At 59.7% G+C, this 25,596-nt stretch carries 24 protein-coding genes; 13 read left to right on the top strand and 11 right to left on the bottom strand.

The features are described from left to right. The first annotated feature begins 55 nt into the window (after positions 1 to 55). A complete protein-coding gene (locus ABLN94_RS13055) occupies positions 56 to 1,513 on the top strand; it encodes an MORN repeat-containing protein (protein WP_352992959.1) in 1,458 nt (485 codons plus the stop codon). A gap of 10 nt (positions 1,514 to 1,523) precedes the next feature. Here the strand turns inward: ABLN94_RS13055 and ABLN94_RS13050 are convergent, their stop codons facing one another. Then, positions 1,524 to 2,189, bottom strand: a complete 666-nt coding sequence (locus ABLN94_RS13050) for an SDR family NAD(P)-dependent oxidoreductase (protein WP_352992958.1) — start codon at positions 2,187 to 2,189, stop codon at positions 1,524 to 1,526. Positions 2,190 to 2,477: 288 nt separating this feature from the next. On the opposite strand from ABLN94_RS13050, the gene ABLN94_RS13045 reads away from it, so the two are divergent. After that, positions 2,478 to 4,052, top strand: a complete 1,575-nt coding sequence (locus tag ABLN94_RS13045; protein ID WP_352992957.1) for a 2-isopropylmalate synthase — start codon at positions 2,478 to 2,480, stop codon at positions 4,050 to 4,052. 153 nt (positions 4,053 to 4,205) lie between these two features. On the opposite strand, the gene ABLN94_RS13040 is transcribed toward ABLN94_RS13045, so the two are convergent. Further along, the gene (locus ABLN94_RS13040; RefSeq protein ID WP_352992956.1) at positions 4,206 to 4,991 is read right to left on the bottom strand and encodes a 23S rRNA (adenine(2030)-N(6))-methyltransferase RlmJ; all 786 of its coding nucleotides are present in this window, start codon (positions 4,989 to 4,991) and stop codon (positions 4,206 to 4,208) included. 155 nt (positions 4,992 to 5,146) lie between these two features. Between ABLN94_RS13040 and ABLN94_RS13035 the strand changes: the two genes are divergently transcribed. Genes ABLN94_RS13035 through ABLN94_RS13010 form a run of 6 tightly spaced genes read left to right on the top strand, consistent with a single transcriptional unit; the run spans position 5,147 to position 11,713 of the window. Beyond that, positions 5,147 to 6,193 carry a rod shape-determining protein gene (locus ABLN94_RS13035; RefSeq protein WP_039523195.1) on the top strand — a complete coding sequence of 349 codons (1,047 nt, stop codon included), beginning with the start codon at positions 5,147 to 5,149 and terminating at the stop codon, positions 6,191 to 6,193. Between the two features lie 58 nt (positions 6,194 to 6,251). Beyond that, a complete protein-coding gene (gene mreC, locus ABLN94_RS13030) occupies positions 6,252 to 7,154 on the top strand; it encodes a rod shape-determining protein MreC (protein WP_352992953.1) in 903 nt (300 codons plus the stop codon). Beyond that, positions 7,147 to 7,677, top strand: a complete 531-nt coding sequence (locus ABLN94_RS13025) for a rod shape-determining protein MreD (protein ID WP_352992951.1) — start codon at positions 7,147 to 7,149, stop codon at positions 7,675 to 7,677. Before mreC ends, ABLN94_RS13025 begins: the two co-directional genes overlap by 8 nt. A 2-nt stretch (positions 7,678 to 7,679) precedes the next feature. Continuing rightward, on the top strand, positions 7,680 to 9,629 hold the full coding sequence (mrdA, locus tag ABLN94_RS13020; RefSeq protein ID WP_352992949.1) for a penicillin-binding protein 2: 1,950 nt from the start codon (positions 7,680 to 7,682) through the stop codon (positions 9,627 to 9,629). Next, on the top strand, positions 9,626 to 10,765 hold the full coding sequence (gene rodA / locus ABLN94_RS13015; RefSeq protein WP_352992948.1) for a rod shape-determining protein RodA: 1,140 nt from the start codon (positions 9,626 to 9,628) through the stop codon (positions 10,763 to 10,765). The genes mrdA and rodA overlap by 4 nt, the downstream gene beginning before the upstream one ends. Positions 10,766 to 10,780: 15 nt before the next feature. After that, positions 10,781 to 11,713, top strand: a complete 933-nt coding sequence (locus ABLN94_RS13010) for a 2-hydroxyacid dehydrogenase (RefSeq protein ID WP_352992946.1) — start codon at positions 10,781 to 10,783, stop codon at positions 11,711 to 11,713. Here the strand turns inward: ABLN94_RS13010 and ABLN94_RS13005 are convergent. After that, the gene (locus tag ABLN94_RS13005) at positions 11,710 to 13,725 is read right to left on the bottom strand and encodes a M3 family metallopeptidase (protein WP_352992944.1); all 2,016 of its coding nucleotides are present in this window, start codon (positions 13,723 to 13,725) and stop codon (positions 11,710 to 11,712) included. The two genes, ABLN94_RS13010 and ABLN94_RS13005, sit on opposite strands and share 4 nt — an antisense overlap. Before the next feature lie 141 nt (positions 13,726 to 13,866). Here ABLN94_RS13005 and ABLN94_RS13000 point away from each other — a divergent pair, with 141 nt between their 5' ends. Then, the gene (locus ABLN94_RS13000; RefSeq protein WP_352992942.1) at positions 13,867 to 15,078 is read left to right on the top strand and encodes a trans-sulfuration enzyme family protein; all 1,212 of its coding nucleotides are present in this window, start codon (positions 13,867 to 13,869) and stop codon (positions 15,076 to 15,078) included. An 85-nt stretch (positions 15,079 to 15,163) separates the two neighbouring features. Here ABLN94_RS13000 and ABLN94_RS12995 read toward each other — a convergent pair whose 3' ends face one another. The 5 genes from ABLN94_RS12995 to ABLN94_RS12975 form a co-directional block, all read right to left on the bottom strand. Next, a complete protein-coding gene (locus tag ABLN94_RS12995; protein ID WP_352992940.1) occupies positions 15,164 to 16,213 on the bottom strand; it encodes a HesA/MoeB/ThiF family protein in 1,050 nt (349 codons plus the stop codon). Next, positions 16,213 to 16,668, bottom strand: coding sequence for a dUTP diphosphatase (gene dut, locus ABLN94_RS12990; protein ID WP_352992938.1), 456 nt, complete (start codon positions 16,666 to 16,668; stop codon positions 16,213 to 16,215). Before dut ends, ABLN94_RS12995 begins: the two co-directional genes overlap by 1 nt. Positions 16,669 to 16,683: 15 nt before the next feature. Next, positions 16,684 to 17,880, bottom strand: a complete 1,197-nt coding sequence (coaBC, locus tag ABLN94_RS12985) for a bifunctional phosphopantothenoylcysteine decarboxylase/phosphopantothenate--cysteine ligase CoaBC (protein WP_352992936.1) — start codon at positions 17,878 to 17,880, stop codon at positions 16,684 to 16,686. 63 nt (positions 17,881 to 17,943) lie between these two features. Next, positions 17,944 to 18,759 carry a ChaN family lipoprotein gene (locus ABLN94_RS12980; RefSeq protein ID WP_352992935.1) on the bottom strand — a complete coding sequence of 272 codons (816 nt, stop codon included), beginning with the start codon at positions 18,757 to 18,759 and terminating at the stop codon, positions 17,944 to 17,946. Continuing rightward, entirely contained in the window at positions 18,756 to 19,634 is an 879-nt protein-coding gene (locus tag ABLN94_RS12975; RefSeq protein WP_352992934.1) for an RNA polymerase factor sigma-32, read from the bottom strand. The genes ABLN94_RS12980 and ABLN94_RS12975 overlap by 4 nt, the downstream gene beginning before the upstream one ends. Positions 19,635 to 19,734: 100 nt before the next feature. Between ABLN94_RS12975 and cobU the strand changes: the two genes are divergently transcribed. Genes cobU through ABLN94_RS12955 form a run of 4 tightly spaced genes read left to right on the top strand, consistent with a single transcriptional unit; the run spans position 19,735 to position 23,331 of the window. Further along, a complete protein-coding gene (cobU, locus tag ABLN94_RS12970) occupies positions 19,735 to 20,256 on the top strand; it encodes a bifunctional adenosylcobinamide kinase/adenosylcobinamide-phosphate guanylyltransferase (protein WP_352992932.1) in 522 nt (173 codons plus the stop codon). Beyond that, positions 20,253 to 20,831, top strand: coding sequence for a histidine phosphatase family protein (locus tag ABLN94_RS12965; RefSeq protein ID WP_352992930.1), 579 nt, complete (start codon positions 20,253 to 20,255; stop codon positions 20,829 to 20,831). The genes cobU and ABLN94_RS12965 overlap by 4 nt, the downstream gene beginning before the upstream one ends. A gap of 58 nt (positions 20,832 to 20,889) precedes the next feature. Then, positions 20,890 to 21,774, top strand: coding sequence for a glutathione S-transferase (locus ABLN94_RS12960; protein ID WP_352992928.1), 885 nt, complete (start codon positions 20,890 to 20,892; stop codon positions 21,772 to 21,774). Between the two features lie 45 nt (positions 21,775 to 21,819). After that, on the top strand, positions 21,820 to 23,331 hold the full coding sequence (locus ABLN94_RS12955) for a YifB family Mg chelatase-like AAA ATPase (RefSeq protein ID WP_352992926.1): 1,512 nt from the start codon (positions 21,820 to 21,822) through the stop codon (positions 23,329 to 23,331). Here ABLN94_RS12955 and gshB read toward each other — a convergent pair. From gshB to rsmI, 3 genes are all read right to left on the bottom strand, one after another. Then, complete coding sequence (gene gshB / locus ABLN94_RS12950; RefSeq protein WP_352992924.1) at positions 23,328 to 24,260, bottom strand: glutathione synthase; 933 nt, start codon at positions 24,258 to 24,260, stop codon at positions 23,328 to 23,330. The genes ABLN94_RS12955 and gshB overlap by 4 nt on opposite strands. Before the next feature lie 61 nt (positions 24,261 to 24,321). Beyond that, positions 24,322 to 24,693: a YraN family protein gene (locus ABLN94_RS12945; RefSeq protein ID WP_352992923.1), complete on the bottom strand. Its 372-nt coding sequence runs from the start codon at positions 24,691 to 24,693 to the stop codon at positions 24,322 to 24,324. A 1-nt stretch (position 24,694) separates the two neighbouring features. Then, positions 24,695 to 25,552, bottom strand: a complete 858-nt coding sequence (gene rsmI / locus ABLN94_RS12940; RefSeq protein ID WP_352992921.1) for a 16S rRNA (cytidine(1402)-2'-O)-methyltransferase — start codon at positions 25,550 to 25,552, stop codon at positions 24,695 to 24,697. Between the last annotated feature and the right edge of the window lie 44 nt (positions 25,553 to 25,596).

The following is a 25,596-nucleotide window of genomic DNA, read 5'->3' as shown; positions in this document are numbered from 1 at the left end:
CACGGGTACCTTAGTTTTGAGCAAAAGGACGAATTCCGGGCAGGCAGGACCAAACATGAACGCTTTCCGCATTTCCATAGCCGCTTCAGCAATGGCTTTGATCGCTGCAAGTGCCGCCGCGCAAAGTGATGATGTGATCGTCGCCGACGACGATGTAGGCGGCGTCTATGAAGGCACTTTCGAAAACGGACTACGCCACGGAACGGGCACGTATCGCCTGCCCGACGGGTTTGAATACCAAGGCGAATGGGTTGAGGGCGAAATTCAAGGCAAGGGTGTCGCGCGCTATGCCAATGGTTCTGTCTACGAAGGCGATTTTGTCAAAGGCCAGCCCGAAGGGCGGGGCAAGATCACCTATCCCGATGGCGGCACCTATGACGGCGAATGGTCCGAAGGCACGATAAATGGTCAGGGCGTAGTGAGCTACGCCAACGGCGCGCAATACGAAGGTGGCTTTCGGAACGCTCTGCATCATGGCAAGGGTGTGCTTACCGACCCCAGCGGGTACAGCTATGACGGGGATTGGGTCGATGGCGTCAAGCAGGGCAAAGGCAAGATCACCTATTCCAAAGGCGGCGTTTACGAAGGTGACATCCAGGATGGCCAACGCCACGGTCAGGGAACCCATACATCTCCGGACGGTCAGGTTTACACGGGCGCATGGGTTCTAGATCAGGCCACCGGGAAAGGTCGAATACTGCAGGCCAACGGCGATCTTTACGAAGGCGACCTCGTGAATTGGCGCCGGCAGGGGCAGGGCAAGGCCACCTATGCCAATGGTGCGACTTACGAGGGGGAATATTCTGACGACCGCCGCCACGGCAAAGGGCGATTTTTGGGGACAGATGGGTTTGACTATACCGGTGAGTGGCAGGACGGCCAGATCGAAGGATTTGGCGAGCTGACATATCCCGACGGCTCGACCTATATCGGCGATTTCAGCGCCGACCTACCTCATGGTAAAGGTATGCATACTTTCGCTGACGGTATCATCTACGATGGGGAGTGGATCGCCGGAATTTTCGAAGGCAGCGGCAAGGCGACCTACCCGAACGGAGTTGTCTATACCGGTCAGTTCCAAAACGGCGTGAGCCACGGCACTGGTGTTCTGACCTTTGCCAACGGATACCGCTATGAAGGGGGATGGGCCAAAGGGGTCCGACAAGGCAAGGGCAAAGCCGAATTCCCCGACGGCACAATCTATGAAGGCGATTTCAAGAACGGCCAGCGCCACGGGCGGGGCACCATCACCATGCCAAGCGGCTACACCTATACCGGTGATTGGGCCGAGGGCAAAATCAGCGGCAAAGGCGTCGCAACCTTTGCAACCGGAGACGTCTATAGGGGCGGTTTTCTCGACAACAAGCGCCACGGGGACGGTACAATGCGCTATGCCAATGGCGAGGAAGAATCCGGCATCTGGGAAAACGACGCCCTCGCGACGCCAGCCGACGTTGAACCCGATGCCATTCCCGAAACCACCCCGGATGACACCAGCAGCTCGGGCGGATGAACCCGGGCCTTTACCAAGGTACAGGTTTTCCCGCCCAATCATAAAAGCCACCGGTATCGTCCGGCGTCAAACGCTGCATTACGGACAGTAAATTGGCGGCTGCGGTGCCCGGTGCGACCGCTGGGTGACGACCAAGGTATTTCCGGGTGAACTCTGTTTTTACGGTGCCGGGATGCAAAGCAACACAAATTGCCTGTTTGTGTGTGCGGGCGAGTTCTATGGCCGCTGTGTGAACGATCTGATTCACCGCCGCCTTAGATGCACGATAGCTGACCCATCCGCCCAACCGGTTATCCCCAATCGAACCGACACGCGCGGAAAGCACCGCAAAAACGGCGCGACGGTCGCGCGGTAACAGGCGAGCGGCATGGCGCAAGATCAATGCCGGCCCAACGGCATTCAAAGCGAACTGGTCCATCATCGCCTGCGCCGAGAGGGTCCGGAAGGACTTTTCTGGTTCAGCACCGTTGATCTCTAACGCGCCAGAAGCAACGAAAATCAAATCGAAAGAACCTGAGAGCTCGTTAAGAGTGTGGTGGACCCCGTCAGGGTCAGTGAGGTCAAACCCGTTAGTTGAACGCGACAAGGCGGTTACGTCAAAACCCTGCCCCTTTAAGCGCCATGAAACTGCCTGTCCAATTCCCCCAGATGCGCCAATGACCAATGCTTTTTTCATGGCGCATCACCTAGTCGTATGCGCCAGCGGATCAATGCAGCGCAGAAAAGAAAACATCTCAAAAGCAGTTACACAACAAATGGGTCTTTTCATTCTGCACGGGCGCTGTATAAATTCCGCCCATGATCAACCGCGCAGATATCCTTGTTGCCGACACCGCCCTTCGCGGTGCGTCGCTGCGTGGCCTACTGATCCTAATCCGCCTCTGAGCGTGCCATCCGGCGCGCCCGCTCAGAGGAGGACGCCCGCGCGCCAAAGGCTTTAGGACAGAAGAAGAAAGAGAATCCCATGACCAACGTGACCGACCAAGACCGCGTCTTGATCTTCGATACCACTTTGCGCGACGGCGAGCAGAGCCCCGGCGCCACCATGACCCATGACGAAAAGCTCGAGATTGCCGAGCTGCTGGACGAAATGGGCGTCGACATTATCGAAGCTGGTTTTCCCATCGCATCCGAAGGCGATTTCAAAGCCGTCTCCGAGATTGCCCAACGGTCGAAAAACAGCCGTATCTGTGGCCTCGCCCGCGCCAACTTCGCCGATATCGACCGCTGCTGGGAGGCGGTGAAACATGCCGGCAAGAACCGGATTCACACCTTCATCGGCACCTCTCCGCTGCACCGCGCCATTCCGAACCTGACACAGGACGAGATGGCCGAGAAAATCCACGAAACCGTCAGCCACGCGCGCAACCTGTGTGAAAACGTGCAATGGTCGCCGATGGATGCGACCCGGACGGAATGGGATTACCTGTGCCGTGTAATCGAGATTGCGATCAAGGCCGGAGCCACCACGATTAACATCCCAGATACCGTGGGCTACACCGCCCCGCTGGAAAGCGCAGATCTGATCAAACGCCTGATCGAAACGGTTCCGGGTGCGGATGAAGTGGTATTCGCGACCCACTGCCACAACGATCTTGGCATGGCGACCGCAAATTCGCTGGCCGCTGTTGCCGGTGGTGCGCGTCAGATCGAATGCACCATCAACGGCTTGGGCGAACGCGCGGGCAACACCGCGCTGGAAGAGGTGGTGATGGCGCTGCGCACCCGCAACGACATCATGCCCTGGACGACAGGCATCGATACCACCAAGATCATGCATATCTCGCGCCGGGTGGCGACGGTGTCGGGCTTCAACGTACAGTTCAACAAGGCCATCGTCGGAAAAAACGCGTTTGCGCATGAAAGCGGCATCCATCAGGACGGTATGCTGAAGAACCGCGAAAACTTCGAGATTATGCGGCCCGAGGATATCGGCCTGTCCGGGACGTCTTTGCCGCTGGGCAAACACTCGGGCCGGGCGGCGTTGCGCGACAAGTTGGAAACGCTGGGTTATGAGGTCGGCGACAACCAACTCAAGGACATCTTCGTGCGGTTCAAGGATCTTGCTGACCGTAAGAAAGAGGTGTTTGACGACGACCTGATCGCATTAATGACGCTGGACGACGATGAGGCCAACGATCATTTGCAACTGGTGTCGATGAAGGTCACCTGCGGCACCGGTGGTCAGGCGGAATCGACAGTCGAGCTTGAAGTGGACGGTAAGGACATTATCGCAACGGAGCACGGCGACGGCCCGGTGGACGCGACCTTCAAAGCCGTACGCGCGATCTATCCGAACAAGGCGCATCTGCAGCTGTATCAGGTGCATGCGGTGACAGCTGGGACCGATGCGCAGGCTACCGTTTCGGTGCGCCTCGAAGAGGACGGCATGATTGCAACCGGACAATCGGCCAACACCGATACCGTGGTTGCGTCGGCCAAAGCCTATATCCACGCCCTGAATCGCTTGATCGTGCGCCGCGAAAAAACCGGCCCCGGTGCCGATGCGCGTGAGATCAGCTACAAAGATTTGACCTAGATGCGATAGGTGGGCTCCCGCACCCGTGGCGGCCCGGCTCCGCCGAACCTTCTTGGGTTTTGGGCCCGGCGCCGCGCCGCCGGGCCCAACTCTATTGGCTGCATCTCTGACACGGACAAGCGAAGCAGAAGCCCCCCGTTTTGGAACCTAAGTTCAGAGCCCTTCAAACAGGCTCGTTAGGCGAGCCGCCTCGTCTTCAAGCCCATAGGGCGCGTTGATGAAAAACATGCCCGACCCGACCATGCGGTGCCCCTCTCGCACCGCGTCGAAGCGCACTTCGTGACACAGGGTTTTGGGCAAGTCTTGCGTCCTCAATGCGGAAACCATTGCGCTGTGCCGATCGTCGGTCAGGATCGGATACCACAACGCTATCACCCCAACATTCCATTTGCGATGCAGTTTGGCGATGATGCCCGGCAAGCGGTCATATTCCGATTTCACCTCATAACTCGGGTCTATCAGCAACATCCCACGCCGCGGCGTCGGCGGCAGCAGAGACTGCACCAGCTCGTACCCATCCTGCCGATGTACTTTCGCACCATACGGTGACATGGCCAGAGCCAGAGCCATATGTTCCTGCGGATGCAATTCGGCAAAGTGCAGCCTGTCCTGTTCTCGCAGCAAACTGGCGGCGATCAGGGGCGAGCCCGGATAGGCCGCCGCACCTTCTCGTAGCTGAACCGTTTCTATTGCACGGCTCAGTGGATGCTCCGCGCCAAACCATTCAGCTTTTTGGACGCGCTGGATGCCTGCCTCAGCTTCGCCTGTGCGTACGGCCTCAGCAGCGTCCAGCTTGTACAGACCCCGCCCCGAGTGGGTTTCGAGATATGTCAGCGGCTTGTCCTTGCGCGTCAGATAATCCAGCGCAACTGCCAACAAACTGTGCTTTTGCACGTCAGCCAGATTTCCAGCGTGGTAAATGTGTTGATAAGAGAGCATGTTGCCTTCTAAAGTCCCTCTCAATAAGGCGGAAAGGTGCTGATTGTCGCGGAATCAGCCCTTTTACCGAGCGTGCTGGCACCCTATAAGTCATCCGTCCCGGAACCGTCGAGTCGCGGGCAGTAGAAAAACTGACATACAGGATCAGGGGAATCATGGGGATCTTTGGCAATCTGGGCGGCCTGTTCACAGCGGACATGGCTATCGACCTTGGGACAGCGAACACGCTGGTTTATGTCAAAGGGCGTGGTGTGATCCTGTCTGAACCTTCCGTGGTGGCTTACCACGTGAAAGACGGTGTCAAAAAGGTGCTGGCCGTAGGCGAGGATGCAAAGCTGATGCTGGGCCGAACCCCCGGTTCCATCGAAGCGATCCGCCCGATGCGTGAAGGTGTGATCGCTGATTTCGACACCGCCGAGGAGATGATCAAGCATTTCATCCGCAAGGTGCACAAACGGTCGACCTTCTCGAAACCCAAGATCATAGTTTGCGTTCCCCACGGCGCGACACCCGTTGAAAAGCGGGCGATCCGTCAATCGGTTCTGTCCGCAGGTGCACGTCGTGCCGGGTTGATTGCCGAACCGATTGCAGCGGCGATTGGTGCCGGGATGCCAATCACCGACCCGACCGGCAACATGGTCGTCGATATCGGCGGCGGTACCACCGAGGTTGCAGTCCTGTCGCTGGGCGACATCGTCTATGCCCGCTCGGTCCGTGTTGGTGGCGACCGGATGGACGAAGCCATCATCTCGTACCTGCGCCGTCAGCAGAACCTGCTGGTTGGTGAATCTACTGCTGAACGCATCAAAACAACCATCGGTACTGCACGGATGCCCGATGACGGGCGCGGACAGTCGATGCATATCCGCGGTCGCGATCTGCTGAACGGCGTGCCGAAGGAAATCGAGATCAGCCAGGCCCAGGTGGCCGAGGCATTGTCTGAACCCGTCCAGCAGATTTGCGAAGCGGTGATGACCGCGCTGGAGACCACGCCGCCCGATCTGGCGGCAGACATCGTGGACCGGGGCGTGATGCTGACCGGCGGGGGCGCGTTGCTGGGCGATCTGGATCTGGCGCTGCGCGAACAGACCGGTCTGGCTGTGTCGATTGCCGATGAAAGCCTGAATTGTGTGGCTTTGGGCACCGGCAAGGCCTTGGAATACGAAAAACAACTGCGCCACGCGATTGACTACGAAAGCTAAGGCGCGCACCCTTTGCAAATAGGGTAAACTCGGCACGAGCAGCACGGGAAGGAGTCCTGTGGCAAAAGACCGATCACAGCGCGACGAATACACCACCCCCTTGCGCCGCCTGCTTTTGGGGATCGTGGTGCTGTGCTTGCTGGCTATCTTTCTGGTCTGGCGCATCGATAGCCCACGCGTGGAGCGGTTCCGGGCGCAGGTCGTGGACAGGGTCGTCCCCTCGATGGAATGGGCCATGGTTCCGGTCACCGCTGTGGTCAATCTGGCCCGTGATTTCCAAAGCTATCAACGCCTGAGTGAACAGAACCAGGAACTGCGTAGCGAATTGCGCCTGATGCGCGCCTGGAAAGAGGCCGCCTTGCAGTTGGAACAGGAAAACGCGCGCCTGTTGGATCTGAACAATGTGCGCCTCGACCCGCGTCTGACTTACATCACCGGTGTCGTCATGGCCGATAGCGGCTCACCGTTTCGGCAGTCCGTTTTGCTCAACGTGGGCGAGCGTGACGGCATAACCGACGGCTGGGCCACCATGGATGGGATAGGTGTGGTCGGACGTATTTCTGGCGTGGGTCCGGATACGGCGCGGGTGATCCTGTTAACTGATGCCTCCAGCGCGATCCCGGCAACCATCCAGCCCTCGGGGCAGACCGCCTTGATCACCGGTGACAATACATCGGCACCGGCAGTGGATTTTCTGGAAAACCGAGAGCTAGTCCGTCCTGGTGACCGCGTAGTGACCTCGGGCGATGGCGGCGTGTTTCCTGCGGGCCTGCTGATCGGTCAGATCACTGCCGATCCCGGAGGCCGCTTAAGGGTCCGCCTGTCAGCGGATTTCGAGCGACTCGAATTCCTTCGAGTGCTGCGATACCAATCAGCGCCACTTATCCGCGACCCCGGTGATATCGTCGGCCCGAGAAGCCCCGAAACAGCCCTAAGCCCTGCCGAGGTTGGGGATGGATAGCGCTGCCTCGCAACTTTGGTCCAAACGGGGGCTATACCTATGTCTGGCCGCGCTGATCTTGTTTCTGCATCTGCTGCCGCTGGACACAAAACCGGATCGCTGGCCCTTTCCGGACCTTCTGATCGCCCTGACCTTTGCTTGGGTGCTACGGCGGCCTGAATTTGTGCCAACCCTGCTGGTGGCCCTCGTGATGCTGATGGCGGACCTGTTGTTGCAACGCCCGCCCGGCCTGCTGGCAGCGCTGGTGGTTCTGGGCGCGGCTTATCTGCGCTCGGCCGCGTTTGGATTGCGGGATTCCGGTTTTGTCGGCGAATGGTCGACCGTTGCCGTGGTGATCACGGCAGTTTTCATGCTGAATCGCATCATTCTTGCTATTCTGTCAGTGCAACAGGCAGCATTGGGGCCAGTGGTGATACAAGTGGTTCTGACAATTGCGATTTATCCTTTGATCGTTCTGCTGAGCCAGAATGGATTCGGTGTGCGCCGCAGATCATCGCCTGATGGCGGCACAGTGGGGGCTTGAGGATGAAGCAGCGCAAACCCACACCCCAAGGCCTTGCACATAAGCGCCTTCCTCGCAGGGCTTTGATCTTGGGCGGGCTGCAAGCTGTCTTTATAGGCGGTCTTGCAGCGCGGATGCGCTATATGCAGGTAGATCAGGCGGACGAATACCGTCTACTGGCCGAGGAAAACCGGATCAACATCCGCCTGATTCCACCAACCCGCGGACGGATTTATGACCGGAACGGAGAGATCATCGGCCAGAACTCCCCCTCGTACCGGATCGTCATGGTGCGTGAAGATGCTGGCGACGTTGATCAGGTGATCGCCAAACTTACGGATCTGATCCCCTTGACCCAGGATGAAATCGAGCGCGCCAAGACGGAAATGCGCCGCTCAGCCCCCTTCCTGCCCGTCACGCTGGCCGATCAGGTCACGTGGGAAGATATCTCAAAGGTTGCCGTCAACGCTCCCGCATTGCCCGGTGTGATCCCCGAAGTAGGGCAGACCCGGCAGTACCCCCGGTACGAAGACTTCGCCCATGTGGTCGGTTATGTCGGCCCGGTCAGCGATTATGACCTTAGCCAGATCGAAGACCCTGAGCCGGTGCTGCGTATTCCCCGTTTCCAAATCGGCAAGGTGGGGCTGGAAGCCAAGCAAGAGATCGCCTTGCGCGGCAAGGCCGGGGCGAAACGGGTCGAGGTCAACGCTACTGGCCGCGTAATGCGCGAGTTGGACCGGCAGGAGGGCGAGGCTGGGGCCGATCTGCAGCTCTCGGTCGACGCGGACCTGCAACAGTATGCACAAGCACGACTGGCAGGAGAAAGCGCCGCCGCAGTGGTGATCGATTGCGAAACCGGTGATATCCGGGCCATCAGCTCTGCCCCCAGTTTCGACCCGAATCTGTTCGTGCGCGGCATATCGGTCGCCGATTACCGGGCACTGACCCAGGATAACTACCGACCGCTCGCCAACAAGACGGTGCAGGGCACCTACCCGCCGGGCTCGACCTTCAAGATGATCACCGCCATGGCCGCGCTGGAAGCCGGAGTGATCGGGCCGTCCAACACGGTCTACTGCCCAGGTCACCTGAAAGTCGGCAGCCGCCGCTTCCACTGCTGGAAACGTGGCGGGCATGGCACGGTTGATTTGGAAACCTCGCTGAAGCGAAGCTGCGATGTTTACTACTATGACGTGGCCCTGCGAGTGGGGATCGACAAGATATCCGAGATGGCGCGCATCTTCGGGCTGGGCGTCAAACACGATATCCCGATGTCCGCCGTGGCCGCCGGACTGGCACCCAATCAGGAGTGGAAACAGCGCGTGCACGGGCAAGACTGGCTAGTGGGTGACACCGCGAACGCCTCGATCGGCCAGGGCTTCATGCTGGCTTCGCCTTTGCAATTGGCAGTCATGACCGCGCGCATTGCGACCGGACGGGAGGTGAAGCCGCGCCTGGTGCGATCAATCAACGGGATTGAGCAACCCTCGGGTGCGGGGGAGCCGCTGGCGGTGAACCGGAACAACCTGGAACAGGTTCGTCAGGCGATGTGGTCGGTGTCGAACGACCGGCGCGGCACTGCCTATCGCAGTCGCATCATCGCGGATGATTTCCGAATGGCGGGCAAGACCGGCACCAGTCAGGTGCGCAATATTACCAAGGCCGAACGGGCCGCCGGTGTGATCCGCAATGAAGACCTGCCATGGGAACGCCGCGACCACGCGCTGTTTGTCAGCTTTGCGCCCTATGACAACCCGAAATACGCTGTGGCCGTTGTGGTGGAACATGGCGGTGGCGGCTCCAAGGCTGCGGCTCCGGTGGCCCGGGACATCATGCTGCAGGCGCTCTATAACGGCACACCCCCGCTCGAGGCCTATCCGACCGCCGATCGGGACCGTATCAAGGAACAGCAAAAACGACTGGAAGGGGACCGCCGCCCCAAAGCGCGTCCGACCGAGAAGGACCGCGCATGAGCTATCTTGAATACGCCGTAAAGTCCCCGCCCTCGGGGTTCCGCAAGTTTCTGTATATGAACTGGCCGCTGACGCTGCTTCTGATCAGCGTGGCGAGCGCCGGGTTCCTGATGCTGTATTCCGTGGCCGGCGGGTCATGGACGCCGTGGGCCGAGCCCCAAATGGAGCGTTTCGGGCTGGGGCTGACCGTTATGTTCATTATCGCACTGGTGCCCATCTGGTTCTGGCGCAACATGTCGGTGCTAGCCTATCTCGTCTCAATCGCTCTGCTGGTGTTTGTGGAGTTCTTCGGAACGGTCGGCATGGGTGCGCAGCGTTGGATCGACCTTGGCTTCATGCGACTTCAACCCTCCGAAGTCATGAAGGTCGCGCTCGTCATGGTTCTGGCGGCCTATTACGACTGGCTGCCACCTCATAAAACGTCGCGCCCACTTTGGGTGCTGATCCCCGTTATCCTGATCCTGATCCCCACATTCTTTGTTTTGAAACAACCCGATCTTGGCACGTCGATCTTGCTATTGGCGGCGGGCGGAGGACTGATGTTCCTGGCTGGGGTCCACTGGGCCTATTTCGCCGCCGTCATTGCCGCCGTGGTCAGCCTGATTGCAACTGTCTTCAACAGCCGCGGGACAGAGTGGCAGTTGCTCAAGGACTATCAGTTCAGACGGATCGACACTTTCCTTGACCCTTCAACCGATCCGCTAGGGGCCGGCTACCATATCACGCAGTCCAAGATCGCACTGGGATCCGGCGGCTGGAATGGGCGCGGGTTCATGCAGGGCACGCAATCACGATTGAACTTCCTGCCCGAGAAACACACCGACTTCATCTTTACCACCCTGGCCGAGGAGTTCGGCTTTGTCGGCGGCATCACCCTGCTAACTCTCTATGGCCTGATCCTGATCTTCTGCCTGGTCACTGCGCTTTCAACGAAGGACAGGTTCTCGTCTCTGGTGACGCTGGGCATCGCGCTGAACTTCTTCCTGTTCTTCGCCGTCAATATGTCAATGGTCATGGGTCTTGCCCCGGTTGTGGGCGTTCCCCTGCCAATGGTCAGCTATGGTGGTTCGGCCATGTTGGTTCTGATGGCAGCCTTCGGCATTGTCCAAAGCGCCCACATCCACCGCCCCCGCTGATCTGAAAGGCCCGTCATGACCGTGAACGTCCTATTTTCCGCGCGCCCTACCCTGTGGCCCGTGTATGAGCCATTGCTGACCAAAGGTCTGACTGAGGCCGGGGTGGATTTCCGCCTTGGCCCCGACTTCGAACCGGATCAGGTCGATTACGTCGTCTATGCCCCAAACGGGGGATTGTTGGATTTCACCCCCTATACGCGGCTGAAAGCCGTGCTCAGCCTCTGGGCCGGGGTTGAGAAAATCGCGGATAATGACTCCCTGACCGTACCGCTGGCACGAATGGTGGATCACGGATTAACGCAGGGAATGACCGAATGGGTGGTTGGCCACGTGCTGCGCTATCACCTTGGGATGGATCAGCACATCACCGTTCAGGATGGAAACTGGACGCCTGATGCCCCGCCACTTGCGACAGAGCGTCAGGTCTGTGTGCTGGGGCTGGGTGCCCTCGGCAAAGCCACTGCCCACGCATTGGCTGCACTGAATTTCAACGTTACCGGTTGGAGCCGTTCAGCCAAAGACATCGCCGGCATAACCTGCATGCACGGCGAGGAGGGGTTGGGTGCCGCTCTGTCGCAGGCCGAGATCGTTGTTCTGCTGCTGCCCGATACACCAGCGACCGTGAATACCCTGAATTCTGAAACCCTGGCCCTGCTGCCCAAAGGCGCGTGCATCATCAATCCGGGCCGGGGCCCGTTGATTGACGATGACGCGCTGCTGACCGCGCTGAATTCCGGACAGGTCGGCCATGCCACGTTAGACGTTTTCCGGGTGGAACCCTTGCCGCCCGAGCACCCTTACTGGGCGCATCCGAACGTGACGGTAACGCCGCATATCGCTTCGGAGACCAGGCCCGTCACTGCAGCGCAGGTTATCTGCGAGAATATTCGCCGAGGTGAGGTGGGCGAACCCTTCCTGCACCTCGTCAATCGCGACCTAGGGTATTAGGCGGCAATTAAGCCGCGCCCTTTCAGCAAAGCCTCAACCCCCGGCAGGCGCCCGCGAAAGGCCAAGTAAAGTTCCTCTGCCTCGCGAGAACCACCGGTGGACAAGATGTTGTTCTCCAGTGCTCTGGCGCGTTCCGGATCGAATGCGCCACCCGCCTCTTCGAATGCAGCAAAGGCGTCGGCATCCATGACCTCGGACCACATGTATGAGTAGTAGCCCGAACTATAGCTGTCACCCGCAAAGACATGCGCAAAGTGCGGCGTTGCGTGGCGCATCCCGATGGCCTGCGGCATCCCGATCTCGGCCAACACCTCGGCCTGTTTTGCCATCGGATCGGCAGGCGCGGCCCCATCGTGGAACGCCAGATCGACCAGCGCCGAAGCCACGTACTCCACCGTCTGGAACCCCTGATCGAAATTGGCGGCCTTAAGTACTTTCTCCAGCATTTCCTGCGGCATTGCTTCGCCAGTCTGAGCATGCGTAGCGAATTCCGAAAGAACCTCAGGCACCTCCAGCCAATGTTCGTAAAGCTGGCTTGGCAGTTCGACGAAATCCCGCGCCACGCTGGTACCCGAGATGCTTTCATAGGTCACATCGGACAGCATTTGGTGCAGCGCGTGGCCGAATTCATGGAAAAGGGTCCGCGCGTCGTCATAAGACAGCAATGCTGGGTCGCCTTTGGCGAAGTTGCAAACATTGATCACGATGGGCGCCTGGACCTTGGGAAACTTGGCCTGAGACCTCATTGCACTGCACCACGCACCTGACCGCTTTGATCCTCGGGCGAAGTAGTCGCCAATAAACACCGCAATATGCTGGCCGTTCCGCGTCACCTCCCACGCGCGGCAATCGGGGTGATAGAGCGGTACGTCCAGAGGCGCGAATTCCAGCCCGAACAGGCGATTGGCGCAGGAAAAGGCGGCCTCTATCATTCGGTCCAACTGCAGGTAGGGCTTTAACGCAGCCTCATCGAGATCATGCTCGGCCTTGCGGCGTTTCTCGGCGTAGTAGCGCCAGTCCCACGCTTCCAGAGGACCATTGACGCCATCTTCTTGCATCATCTGCGTCATGGTTTCTGCGTCTGCATCAGCGCGCAATTTGGCTGGCTCCCACACCTGCATCAGCAAGTCACGCACCTTTTCGGGCGTACGGGCCATTTCGGTTTCCAGCTTGAAATCGGCAAAGCTGTCATAGCCCAGCAGTTTCGCGCGCTCTTCCCGCAGGTTCAGAATTTCAGCGGCGATCTCCCGGTTATCTGTCTCACCACCATTTGCTCCTCGTGCGGTCCAAGCCTGATACGCCTTTTCCCGCAGATCACGGCGAGACGAGAATTGCAGGAATGGCACGATCAACGACCGGGACAAGGTAACAACGGCCCCATCCGCACTCTTTTCCTCTCCGGCGGCTCGGGCGGCATCCACGACGAATTCCGGCAGACCTTCCAGATCATCCTCAGTCAGAGCCATGTACCAGTCCCGTTCATCGGCCAGAAGATTCTGGGTGAAAGAGGTCCCTAGCGAGGCCAATCGCGCTTTGATTTCCTGCATGCGGGCATCTTCCTCACCCTGCAGCGCCGCACCTGCGCGGACAAACCCGCGATGAGTTAGCAAAAGAACTCGGGCCTGTTCTTCGGTCAGGTCCAATTCATCCTTGCGCGCCCACAGATCGGCCACGCGTTGAAACAAGGCCTTGTTCGAAGAAATGCCCGAGAAATGCGCCGCCAGCTTGGGTGAAAAGTCTCGTTGCAACTCCTCGCGTTTGGCGTTGCTGTCTGCACCTGCGACAGTAAAAAACACCGACAGAACCTTATCCATCTCCTCGCCTGCGGCCTCAAGCGCCTCGATCGTGTTGCTGAATGAGGGAGTGTCCGCGTTGCTTGCGATCGCGTCAATCTGGGCGTTGTGGGCCTGCATGGCCTGGTCCAGCGCAGGGGCAAAATCGTCATCGGAAATTGCATTAAACGGCGCGATTTCAAATGGTGTTGTCCAGTCGGACAGGATCGGGTTGGTCATGCGGATCTCCTTTGCCCGTCAAGCTAGGGAGGCCGGTTGGAATGGTCCAGAGGGCGCGCGACAAACCCGTCACTTTCTGTCGTTAAACTTCTTGCTCAATCCATGCGTCGCACGCAGGGTCAGCAGGAAAGGAGACAGGATATGAGCAAATCAAACCGATCTGCGGGGATCATGACGACGGCTATTCATGCGGGCGATCCGCCCGATGCTTCGACCAACGCCTCTGCACCCCCGATTCACATGAGCTCGACTTATGTCACAGAAGACCTTGCCGGGTTTTCAGCCCATGACCTGACTCCCGACAGCCCCTATGTTTATTCCCGCTGGGCCAATCCGACCGTGGCTGGGCTGGAGGCAAAAATCGCCGCGTTGCAGGGGACCGAAGCATGTCTCGCCACGGCGTCGGGAATGGCGGCTGCGTCTGCGATCTTTTTCACCTTTCTGTCAGCCGGCGACCATTTAGTGATTTCGGACGTTTCCTATGCCGGTGTGGCAGAAATTGCGCGGGAAACCCTTCCCCGCATGGGCATTGAAGTGTCTGCCGTGAACATGTCCGATCTGACCGCGGTGGCGGCGACGATCCGCCCGAACACACGGTTGATCCACACGGAAACACCCGTCAATCCGATCAACCGCCTAACCGATCTGGCTGAGATTTCGAAGCTGGCCAAACAGGTTGGTGCGCTGCTGAGCTGCGACGCGACCTTTGCCTCGCCTCTTGGGATGGATACAGTGGCGCTGGGTGTCGACCTGACCATGCATTCGATCACCAAATATATTGGGGGTCACGGGGATGCGATCGGTGGAGCCGTGGCCGGACCGAGCGAACTGGTCTCGAAAATGCGCGCCGAGGCAGCTATTCACCACGGCGGAATATTATCACCTTTCAATGCCTGGCTGATCGCGCGTGGAGCATCGACCCTGCCCCTTCGGATGAAAGCCCATGAGGTCGGCGCCAAGGCGGTTTCTGACTGGCTGGAGGCTGATCCAAGAGTGAGCCGCGTGATCTATCCGGGTTTGGCCTCACATCCGCAGGCGGATCTGGCAAAACGGCAAATGACCAACATGTCAGGCATGATCTCGTTTCAGGTCGGCAGCACCGCAGATGGTGAGCGTGTCGCACAGCAGATGATTGAACGGCTGAAGGTCATTCACTACGCGGTGTCGCTTGGTCATCATCGCAGTTTGATCTTCTGGATGGGGACCGACGCGCTGATGGAGACATCGTTCCAATTGCAGGGCGCGCAGTTGGAGGATTACCGACGTTATGCAGGCGACGGAATTTTCAGACTGTCGGTCGGCTTGGAGGATGCAGAGGACCTGATTGCCGATTTGGATGAGGCGCTGGGATAGATACTCCCGCCCCCGCAGCGCGCACCTAAGATGCGCCTTGGCGGGGTTGGGCCAAGCCGCGCGCTGACGCGTGCGGCGATTGTACCTAGCTTTGAGTTCGCGAGCAGATCGGACAATCGGCGCGGCGGGACAAGGTGATCTTGCGGCTTTCACCGTAGAGTGCATCGTAGATCAACATCTCACCGCGCAAGGCTTGCCCTGCGCCGGTGATCACCTTTATCGCCTCAACCGCCATCATCGACCCCACCACACCGGGCAGAGGGCCAATCACCCCGGCCTCGGCGCAGGATGGAGCCAATCCGGGGGCCGGAGCCTCGGGGAATATGCACTGATAGCAGGGGGAGTCATTGGCCGGGTCAAAGACACTCAGCTGGCCTTCCCACTGCGACAGCGCGCCAGAGATCAACGGTTTGCCGAGCGCCACCGCTGTGCGATTGGCCAGATAGCGCGTGTCGAAATTATCGGTGCCGTCGAGGATCACGTCAAAATCGTCAAACAGCTCGGACGCGATCTCATCAGTCAGTCGGCGGTGATAGGGCAAGACAACCACATTAGGGTTTTGCGCTTGCATCGCCTGCTGTGCCGAGAAAACCTTGGGCATGCCGATATCAGCGTCGCGATGGATCACCTGCCGTTGCAGGTTGGCGTTTTCAACCTCATCATCGTCGATCACGCCGATGGTGCCGACTCCGGCGGCTGCCAGATATTGCAGGGCGGGCGCGCCTAACCCGCCGGCACCGATGACCAGCACCCGCGCCTGTTTCATCTTCTTCTGACCCGGCCCGCCCAACTCACGCAGGACGATGTGGCGGGCATAGCGTTCAAGCTCGATTTCAGTGAACTGGTCGGAAGGCATCGCGGGCTCCTGGGCTGAGGCTGGCGCCGCGCGATTGCGCAACACTTTCAGCACTTGCCCATAGAGCAGAACCAGCAACGCGGTGCCAGCTAATATCAGCCACATCGCCGCAGAATCGCCGGTCGCCTCGCGCAATGGATGGCCATCTGGAAGGACCAACTGCGCTGTGATCACCCCCAGTAACAGGACACCGACCGACGTCATGCGCGCGATCCGGGACACGCCGGCCAGATAGCCGATACCCCACAGGCCCGCAGCCAGGATCAGAACCAGCAGCATCAGCCGCGCCCGGTCGACCCGAAACCACCCGCGCCACGTGCTGTTTCGCTAAGCGCATCAGCGACGTCAAACGAAGCCTGCACGACGGGAGCTACGACCAGTTGCGCGATACGCTCACCATGGGTGATCTCGAACACCTCTTGCCCGGCGTTCAGAACGATCACACCCAGCGGACCGCGATAGTCGCTATCAATTGTGCCCGGCGTGTTGGGCAGGGTGATGCCGTGTTTCAGTGCCAGGCCCGAGCGGGGTCGGACCTGCACCTCGAACCCTTGCGGGATTTCGATCCGCAAACCAGTCGGCACGAGGGCGCGCTGGCCGGGTTCAAGCTTGATCGGAGCCCCATCCGGCAGGTTCGCCCGCACGTCCGCACCGGCGGCCCCGGCGCTTTCATACGATGGCAAAGGCACCGCCGGATCAGCGCCCTCCTCGCGGATCACACGAATTGCAACCATCACTGCTCCTCTTGTCTAGCTGGTCAAAGCGTCAGCGATCTTGAGCGCCAGGCGCTCGGCGACCTGATCCTTGCCCATGCGCGGCCATTCCTCGGCCCCTGCGTCCGAAATCAGGATCACCGCGTTCTCAGACCCACCCATAATCCCCGTAGCCGGGCTGACATCATTGGCTACGATCCAGTCGCAGCCCTTGCGCCCGCGTTTGGCGGTGGCGTGTTCAATGACGTTGTCTGTTTCGGCGGCAAAGCCAACAACCAATGCGGGGCGACCCTTTTCCAAATGCGAGATGCGCTTCAGAATGTCGGGGTTTTCGGCAAACTCCAGCGCGGGCAGCCCGTCGCGGCTTTTCTTCAATTTCTTGTCCGAGGCGCTGGCCACGCGCCAATCCGCCACTGCGGCTGCAAACACGCCTGCATCCACTGGCAGCGCGGCATCTACTGCGTCGGACATCTGTTTGGCGGTTTCAACTGACACAACCTGCACTCCCTCAGGCGGGGGAACGTCTGCTGGGCCGGTCACGAAGATCACTTCGGCCCCCAGCGCTGCCAGCGCCCGAGCCACTGCCGTACCCTGCGCCCCCGAAGACCGATTTGCGATGTACCGCACCGGGTCGATAGGCTCATGCGTCGGGCCGGAAGTCACCAGAACGCGTTTGCCGCTGAGCGGGCCGTTGCCAAGTTCCGCTTCGATAGCCGCAACAATCTCCAAAGGTTCCGACATGCGGCCGGGTCCGTATTCACCGCAGGCCATATCGCCCTCGTTTGGTCCAATAAAACGCACTCCATCAACCTGCAACTGCTTCAGGTTGCGCTGCGTTGCGGGGTGATCCCACATCCGAACATTCATCGCTGGCGCACATAGAACCGGCGTGTCCGTCGCCATCAACAGAGTCGAGGCCAGATCATTCGCCAGCCCCCCGGCCATCTTGCCCATCAGATCAGCGGTCGCCGGGACAACCACAATCAGATCGGCAGAGCGCGAGAGCTGGATATGGCCCATCTCGGCCTCATCCGTCAGATCGAAAAGATCGCGATAGACTTTCTCTCCAGCCAAAGCTGACACAGACAGCGGAGTTACAAATTCCTCGGCAGCGCGGGTTAATACAGGAGTGACTGATGCTCCACGTTCCTTAAGTCGCCGGATCAGATCCAGCGACTTATAGGCCGCGATCCCGCCGCCGATGATCAGCAGAATGCGTTTCGATGCCAACATGTTGAACCCTTCCCGTCCCGGTCGGCCCCGACATTAGGCAAGGGAACCGGACAGTTCCAGCGGTTAATTCTGAGTCTTAAAGGCCAAGCAGGGGTCTTCGCGTTCGATGCCCGGGCTGTCAATCACCGCGTCGAATTCGCCCTCGACCATGCCTTCCTCGGATTGGCCCAGCACAAACACGGTCAGACCCGGGCTCAGACGAGACAGAAAGGTCGGAATACCCCGGTCCTTGCGAGCGTGACCGTTGCCCGTGATCACCGCGACCGGGCCGCCGGTTTCATCGGTGGCGCGTAGGATGGCGCGGGTCAGCACCGCATCACGCAGACGTTGAATGGCGACCAGTTGCGGCAGGGCGCTTTCCGGGATTGCGTCACAATGCGCCGCCAGTTGATCGGCCTCCCGTGCCGCCTGTTCTTCGGTCGGCAAGGGAACGGTCAAACCATATCGCGCGGCATCCGCACCAAGAGCGGTGGCAGCGCCCCGCTCCATTGCGGCACGAGCTGCGGCGCGTGGCACCATCGCCCCATAAACCGGTGCGTCCGACGCCTGAAAAACCGGGTAATACATGCTGAGCGGCGGCCAGCCGGACTCGAGCCATTCCAGAATTCTTGAGAGTTCCTCTGGGTCGGATACCGCCTTATCCGCGAGGCGCTGCGCGCCCTCTTCTGTCACCATCTCCCACACAACAGCCGAGGGCGTGATCGCCTTCAAGGCCTCTGCCTGAATGACATGGTGCTGTGGGTTGTCGTGAATCTCGCCCAAGATAACTACGTCTGCCGATGTCATCGCAGACAAAATATCTTCAGGTATCAGGTCATCGGCATGGCTGGGGCTGGCCATAACCACAAGTGCACAAAGCAGAATCGCAAGCTGTCTCATGCGATGAAGTGTTGCACCTCACGCGATTGAGCTTCAAGGTTCTTGCGCATTTTAACGAAAGCTGCGGCTTCAAGCTGGCGCACACGCTCCTTGGACAGCCCAAGCTCCTGCCCCAAGCTTTCCAGCGTCCGGGCCGGTTCACGCAATTTGCGTTCCCGCACGATGAACCGTTCGCGATCGTTCAGCGCCTGCATGGCGATCACCAGCCATTCGCGCAGTTGCTCGGTGTCGTGGCTGTTTTCCACCGTCTCGGCAGCCTGTTCGCTTTCATCCTCAAGCGCATCTATCCATTCGCGCCCGTCCTCGTCCGCGGATTGTACGGCGTTGAGCGAGAAATCCGAGCCGGACAACCGACCTTCCATCATCTCGACATCACGCAGAGGCACGCCAATCTCGGCGGCGATCAACTGGTGAAGTTGGTGGCGATCCAGGTCCATTCCTTCTGTCGCAGCCTCGCGTTCCAGCCGCGCCTGGACCCGACGCATATTGAAAAAAAGCGATTTTTGGGATGAGGTCGAGCCGGTCCGCACCATCGACCAGTTGCGCATAACGTAGTCCTGGATGCTGGCCTTGATCCACCAGACCGCATAGGTCGAAAAGCGAACGCCCCGGTCAGGGTCGAACTTGTCGGCCGCTTTCATCAGGCCCAATCCAGCCTCTTGAATCAGGTCATTCATCGGCGCGCCATAGCGCTTGAACTTGGCCGCCATGGAAATCGCCAACCGCATATAGGCCGTGATCAGCCGGTGCAGGGCCTGTTCGTCGCGTTCATCGCGCCACGCATATGCCAGCTTGAGTTCGGTCTCCGCGTCCAGCAGTTCGGCCTTCATCGCTTGACGGGACATCGAAAAATCGTTCGCATTGTCCAGTGCCATTGAAATCTCCCCTTTTCACAGGCGCGGGCCGGACTTGCCTTGCCGACCTAGGGTCGATACGCAGAACAAAACCGGGTGGATCACCAGAAAGGTAATTATAGTGTATCCGGATTTAACCTTTGTGTTGGGCGGCGCGGCCTCGGGGAAGTCGGCATTTGCCGAACAACTTGTTGTATCTGCAAAGAAAAAGAGGGTGTATCTCGCCACATCACAAGTGTTTGATGACGAGATGCGCGACAAGGTCCAGCGTCATATCTCTCAGCGCGGCGCAGGTTGGACGACAGTCGAAGCCCCGTTCGACCTTGGCCCTGCTTTGGGTGATCTGACACCGGAAGACGTATGCCTGATCGACTGCGCCACCATGTGGCTAACCAACCATCTGCTGGTCGAGAACGATCTGGAACAGGCGCAGGTCGACCTGTTGCAGGTGCTGAAGTCCTGCCGCGCACCTGTGGTGATCGTCTCAAACGAGGTCGGCCACGGGATCGTGCCGGACAGCGCCCTGTCCCGCCAGTTTCGTGAGGCGCAGGGTCGATTGAACATTGCTTTAGCGTCACAGGCCGATCTGGTGGTACAAGTTACCGCTGGATTGCCACTGGTGTTGAAAGGGCAAATGCCGTGACCCGCCTGCATATGGTCCGACACGGGCCAACCCATGCAAAGACGATGGTCGGCTGGTCCGATTTGCCCGCCGACCTCAGCGATCACGGCGCTATCGCACGCCTGCACGATCACCTGCCGGCAGATGCACTTGTGATCTCCTCCGATTTGTCTCGCGCCGCGGATACGGCATCGGCCATCCAGGGTTCGCGCCAGCGTCTGCCCCATCACGTCGACCTGCGCGAAATCCATTTCGGCACGTGGGAGTTGCGCGGCTTCAAAGAGATCGAGGCTGAAGACCCCGACCTCGCCTTCGCCTATTGGGATAACCCCGGTGACGTGCGCCCGCCCGAAGGCGAAAGTTGGAACGACGTTCGAGCGCGCGTCGACGTCGTGATCGACCGCCTGATCGCCGATCATACAGGCCGCGATCTGATCATCGTCGCCCATTTCGGCGTGATCCTGACGCAGGTCCAGCGCGCCCTTGGACTCGATGCCCAAGAGGCGTTCAGCCACCGGATCGACAACCTTTCGGTCACCGAAATCACCCACCACGGCGACCGCTGGTCAGTAGGACGAATCAATCACTGTCCGTGATCACACACCACACAAATCACTGATTTACGGAACAGTCACACCGCGCCATCCTTGTAGCATGACTTATGATTTGTTTATCGGAGACCGCCTGTTTTCCAGCTGGTCCATGCGTGGCTGGCTGATGCTGGAGAAGTTCGGTCTGCCTTATCGAAACCACATGATCGGCCTCTATTCCGGCACCATGACCGAGGATATGAAGCCCCTCGCCCCGGCGCGTCTTGTGCCCGCCCTACGCCTGCCCGACGGCACTGTGGTGGGCGAAAGCCTCGCCATGGCCGAAACGCTGGCCGAACGCCACCCAGAGGCCGGGCTGTGGCCTACTGACCCCGCCGCCCGCGTCGCCGCGCGGTGGCTATGCGCTGAGATGGTCGCCGGGTTTGCTTCTTTGCGCGGGGAGTGCCCGATGCAGCTGAAACACTGCTGGCAGGAGTTTGAGCCGTCGCACAAGACGCAGGCCGATCTGAAACGGATTGAGACCCTCTGGGCGCACGCACGCAATGTCTTCGGCGCGGCGTCTGGCCCGCTGTTCGGCAACTATTCCCTAGCGGATGTCTTCTACACACCGGTCGCGGCACGGATCATCGGGTACGGCCTACCGGTGTCAGGGGCCAACCGCGACTACTGCTTGGAATTGCTGTCCGACCCCACGGTAAGACAATGGCGGGCGATGGGGATGACCGTGGACTACGACCCGTTCCCCTACGCGCTGGCTCTGCCTTCCTCGGCCTGGCCAATCGGTGGCCAATCTGAAGCGCACACGGTCGAGGGAGGCCCATCGGTTAACGACACCTGCCCTTATTCCAGCAAGCCAGTTACGCATTTTCTAGAGTTGAACGGGCAGTGTTGGGGCTTTTGCAACCAATTCTGCCGTGACAAAACCGTCGCGGACCCGGGCGCTTGGCCGAAATTCACCGAAATGATCACCGCCGTTAACCATTCTTAAACCGCAGCCATGGCAGCAACGACTTGTTAACCAAAAAGGTCGTTCATGGTCGCCCGTTCTCATACTGTTGCTTTTCAGGGTGTCGATGCACGCCCGGTCGAGGTGCAATGCGCCGTATCGCCGGGCCTGCCCGCCTTTTCCATCGTCGGCCTGCCTGACAAAGCCGTTTCCGAAGCCCGCGACCGGGTACGCAGCGCACTGAGTTCTATGGCCATCGCGCTACCGTCGAAACGGATCACCATAAACCTGTCGCCCGCCGACTTGCCTAAAGAGGGCAGTCATTTCGACCTGCCAATCGCCGTGGCATTGCTGTCGGCCCTTGAGATCATCCCAGCGGATGCCGCCGAAGGGGCAGTTTCCTTGGGTGAGCTATCGTTAGACGGCTCGCTGGTGCCTGTGGTCGGTGCCTTGCCGGCCGCCATGACCGCTGCCGCCGAGGATCGCATATTGCTCTGCCCCCGCGCCTCCAGTGCCGAGGCCGCGTGGGTCGATGCTACGCAGGTGATCGGGGCAGGCTCTCTGGGCGATGTGGTGCGCCATTTCTCCGGCCAGTCGCCCTTGCCCGCCGCCCAGCCCGGAGAGGTCAACCTCGTACCCAGCGCCCGCGATCTGCGGGATGTGAAAGGGCAGGAACGAGCCAAACGCGCGCTCGAGATCGCGGCCGCTGGACGGCACCACCTGATCATGATCGGCACGCCGGGGTCGGGCAAGTCCATGCTGGCCGCCCGCCTGCCCGGAATTCTGCCACCGCTGACCCCGACCGAGGCACTGGAAACGTCGATGATCCAGTCCCTGTGCGGATTGCTGGACGAAGGTGGCATCAGCCGCACCCGCCCGTTTCGCGAGCCGCACCACACTGCCTCGATGGCTGCAATCGTCGGGGGCGGCAAAGGCGCGAAACCGGGGGAAATCTCACTAGCCCATAACGGCGTCCTGTTCATGGACGAATTCCCCGAGTTTCCCCGCACGGTTCTGGAAACCCTGCGCCAACCCATCGAAACCGGAGAAGTCATGGTTGCGCGCGCCAATGCGCATGTGAAATACCCCTGCCGGTTCATGCTGGTGGCTGCCGCCAACCCTTGCAAGTGCGGATACCTGACCGACCCGGCCCGCGCCTGTTCGCGCGCGCCTGTCTGTGGCGAGGATTATCTGGGTCGCATATCCGGCCCGTTGATGGATCGGTTCGATCTGCGGATTGAGGTCCCGCCGGTCGGGTTCACTGATCTCGATCTGCCACCTTCGGGTGACAGCTCGGCCACGGTTGCGACGCGCGTCGAAGCGGCCCGCGCCATTCAGGCAGACCGTTTCGCGGGCACATCAACCCGACAAAACGCCGACGTCGAAGGCAAGATGCTGGAAGAGATCGCGGCACCGGACGCCGAGGGCAAGGAGTTGCTGTTGAAAGCCGCCGAGCGTTTCGGCCTCTCCGCCCGTGCCTTTCATCGCATTCTGCGCGTGGCGCGGACGATTGCTGATCTGGAGGGCGCATCCGACGTCAGACGCCCCCACGTGGCCGAGGCGCTGAGCTTTCGAATCAGCGCCAAAGTAGCATCTTAGACCTTGGCCTCAATCGCCTGCCAGATCTTTTCAGCGACGTTCACGCCATCGAACCGCTCCAGTTCCTGAATACCGGTCGGAGATGTCACGTTGATCTCGGTCAGATAGTCCCCAATCACATCGATCCCGACGAAAACTTGTCCTTTTTCCTTCAGCAAGGGGCCAATCGCGGCGCAAATCTCAAGATCGCGCTCCGACAGGCCGATCTTTTCGGGACGCCCGCCCACATGCATGTTCGAGCGTGTTTCACCCGCAGCCGGAACCCGGTTGATCGCGCCAACGGGCTCACCATTCACCAGGATCACTCGTTTGTCGCCATTACTCACATCGGGCAGGAATTTCTGAACGATCAGCGGTTCGCGCGAGAAACCGGTGAACAGCTCATGCAAAGAGGTTAGGTTGCGGTCATTCGCATCCAGCCGGAACACACCCGCACCGCCATTGCCATAAAGCGGCTTGAGGATCACGTCGCCGTGCTTTTCCTTGAACGACTTGATGGTCTGCAAATCGCGCGCAACCGTTGTTGGTGGCGTCAGGTCGGGGAAGTCCAGAACCAGCAGCTTCTCGGGGTAATTGCGCACCCAAAACGGATCGTTCACTACCAGCGCCCGCCCTTTCAGACGATCCAGTAGGTGGGTCGAGGTGATGTAATGCATGTCGAACGGCGGGTCTTGACGCAGCCAGATTACGTCAAAATCGGCCAGATCAACCTCACGCTCAGGCCCTAGTTCGGCCGGCTCGCCCGCCACGCGCTGGACTGTCAAGTCGTGTCCACGGGCAGTGATGCGCCCTTCCTGATAGGCCAGTTGATCGGGCCCGTAGAAAAACAGCGTATGCCCGCGCGCCTGTGCCTCTTCGGCCAGTCGGAAGGAGCTGTCTGCATTAATGTCCACGGCCCCGATTGGGTCCATCTGAAAGGCGATTTTCATAGCGTGTCCCTCAGTTTCACGCCAGATACATGGCCCAGCGGGGCCGGGGGTTCAATGGGGATCAGGCCTGACCAAAGGCGTTTTCGATGATTTGAACGGCCCCGGTTGCGTCCACCAATGCGGCGTCAAACCGGGCGTTGGTCAGTTGCCCTTCAGGTTCAGTTTCCAGAAACTGCGCGGCAGAGGCATAGATGCGGTCCATCTGACGGCGGCTGATCCGGGTCGCAGCAACCTCAAAGCTAGTGCTTTTCTTGACCTCGATGAAAACGACGCCGTCTGCATTGCGGGCGATAAGATCGATCTCACCCCCGGCGCCGCGCCAGCGGCGATGCGCGATTGAGAACCCGCGCCGTTCGTATTCGGACGCCACCTGCTGCTCCGCCGCCTGTCCGGCGTGATAGGAAACCGAACTTCGGACGGATCGCGTGGTCATGTCACCCCTTTCCCAGTTTCAGGGCCTTCTGGTAAATCGGACGGCGCGGCAGCTTGTACATTTCCGACACCAAATCCGCCGCGTCCCGAACCGAATGCTTCTCTAAGGCCCGCTTCAAAGCCTCTTCTACGTCGGATTCGTTAACAGATTCCGAATGGCTGCGATCCACCAGCAAAACGATCTCACCCTTGACCGTCTGTCCCTGCAACGCCGCTGCCAATTCGCTCAAGGACCCGCGTCGCACCTCTTCAAATTTCTTGGTCAGTTCGCGGCATAATGCTGCCTGGCGGTCGCCACCCATAACCTCGGCCAAATCAGCCAGGCACGCCGCCACGCGTTTTGGCGATTCGTAGAACACCAACGTGCCTGGGATGTCCCGCAGCGCTTCGATCCGCGTCCGGCGCGCACCAGACGCGTTGGGCAAAAATCCCGCAAAAAAAAACGCATCCGTCGGCAATCCCGCAAGCGTCAGTGCCATCAACGCCGCAGAGGGCCCGGGCGCGCAGGTTACCATATGACCGGCTTCTGACGCCTGCCGACCCAGATCATAGCCCGGATCGGCGATCAACGGCATTCCGGCCTCAGACGCATAGGCAACCGATTTACTTTCAGCCAGCGCATCAAGGATTTTCCCCCGTGCGCCCGCGCCGCTGTGATCGTGATAGGCCAGAATGCGCCGCCCCTCTAGCGGGACTCCGTGAATCTCCATCAACCGGCGCAGGCTGCGCGTATCTTCCGCGGCGATCATATCCGCCGAAGCCAGCACATCCAGTGCTCTGAGCGTGATGTCGCGCGCCGTCCCGATCGGAGTGGCAACAAAATACAGGCCAGCGCCCAATCTGACTTTTTGGAAATTCAAAGCTGGACCCTCACAGCGTGACGTTTATTATCGCGGCGCAATAG

The sequence above is a fragment of the Ruegeria sp. SCP11 genome (genome assembly GCF_040329455.1).
GTDB classification, from domain to species: domain Bacteria; phylum Pseudomonadota; class Alphaproteobacteria; order Rhodobacterales; family Rhodobacteraceae; genus Ruegeria; species Ruegeria atlantica_E.
Note: the sequence above shows the minus strand (reverse complement) of the source record. Positions and strands in the feature narration are given on the sequence as shown.

What these genes read in the sequence shown, in the direction of transcription:
- ABLN94_RS13055 (WP_352992959.1), top strand. Translation starts at nt 56, where the DNA reads ATGAACGCTTTCCGCATTTCCATAGCCGCTTCAGCAATGGCTTTGATC.
- ABLN94_RS13050 (WP_352992958.1), bottom strand. Translation starts at nt 2,189, where the DNA reads ATGAAAAAAGCATTGGTCATTGGCGCATCTGGGGGAATTGGACAGGCA.
- ABLN94_RS13045 (WP_352992957.1), top strand. Translation starts at nt 2,478, where the DNA reads ATGACCAACGTGACCGACCAAGACCGCGTCTTGATCTTCGATACCACT.
- ABLN94_RS13040 (WP_352992956.1), bottom strand. Translation starts at nt 4,991, where the DNA reads ATGCTCTCTTATCAACACATTTACCACGCTGGAAATCTGGCTGACGTG.
- ABLN94_RS13035 (WP_039523195.1), top strand. Translation starts at nt 5,147, where the DNA reads ATGGGGATCTTTGGCAATCTGGGCGGCCTGTTCACAGCGGACATGGCT.
- ABLN94_RS13025 (WP_352992951.1), top strand. Translation starts at nt 7,147, where the DNA reads ATGGATAGCGCTGCCTCGCAACTTTGGTCCAAACGGGGGCTATACCTA.
- mrdA (WP_352992949.1), top strand. Translation starts at nt 7,680, where the DNA reads ATGAAGCAGCGCAAACCCACACCCCAAGGCCTTGCACATAAGCGCCTT.
- rodA (WP_352992948.1), top strand. Translation starts at nt 9,626, where the DNA reads ATGAGCTATCTTGAATACGCCGTAAAGTCCCCGCCCTCGGGGTTCCGC.
- ABLN94_RS13010 (WP_352992946.1), top strand. Translation starts at nt 10,781, where the DNA reads ATGACCGTGAACGTCCTATTTTCCGCGCGCCCTACCCTGTGGCCCGTG.
- ABLN94_RS13005 (WP_352992944.1), bottom strand. Translation starts at nt 13,725, where the DNA reads ATGACCAACCCGATCCTGTCCGACTGGACAACACCATTTGAAATCGCG.
- ABLN94_RS13000 (WP_352992942.1), top strand. Translation starts at nt 13,867, where the DNA reads ATGAGCAAATCAAACCGATCTGCGGGGATCATGACGACGGCTATTCAT.
- ABLN94_RS12995 (WP_352992940.1), bottom strand. Translation starts at nt 16,213, where the DNA reads ATGCTGCTGGTTCTGATCCTGGCTGCGGGCCTGTGGGGTATCGGCTAT.
- dut (WP_352992938.1), bottom strand. Translation starts at nt 16,668, where the DNA reads ATGGTTGCAATTCGTGTGATCCGCGAGGAGGGCGCTGATCCGGCGGTG.
- coaBC (WP_352992936.1), bottom strand. Translation starts at nt 17,880, where the DNA reads ATGTTGGCATCGAAACGCATTCTGCTGATCATCGGCGGCGGGATCGCG.
- ABLN94_RS12980 (WP_352992935.1), bottom strand. Translation starts at nt 18,759, where the DNA reads ATGAGACAGCTTGCGATTCTGCTTTGTGCACTTGTGGTTATGGCCAGC.
- ABLN94_RS12975 (WP_352992934.1), bottom strand. Translation starts at nt 19,634, where the DNA reads ATGGCACTGGACAATGCGAACGATTTTTCGATGTCCCGTCAAGCGATG.
- ABLN94_RS12960 (WP_352992928.1), top strand. Translation starts at nt 20,890, where the DNA reads ATGACTTATGATTTGTTTATCGGAGACCGCCTGTTTTCCAGCTGGTCC.
- ABLN94_RS12955 (WP_352992926.1), top strand. Translation starts at nt 21,820, where the DNA reads ATGGTCGCCCGTTCTCATACTGTTGCTTTTCAGGGTGTCGATGCACGC.
- gshB (WP_352992924.1), bottom strand. Translation starts at nt 24,260, where the DNA reads ATGAAAATCGCCTTTCAGATGGACCCAATCGGGGCCGTGGACATTAAT.
- ABLN94_RS12945 (WP_352992923.1), bottom strand. Translation starts at nt 24,693, where the DNA reads ATGACCACGCGATCCGTCCGAAGTTCGGTTTCCTATCACGCCGGACAG.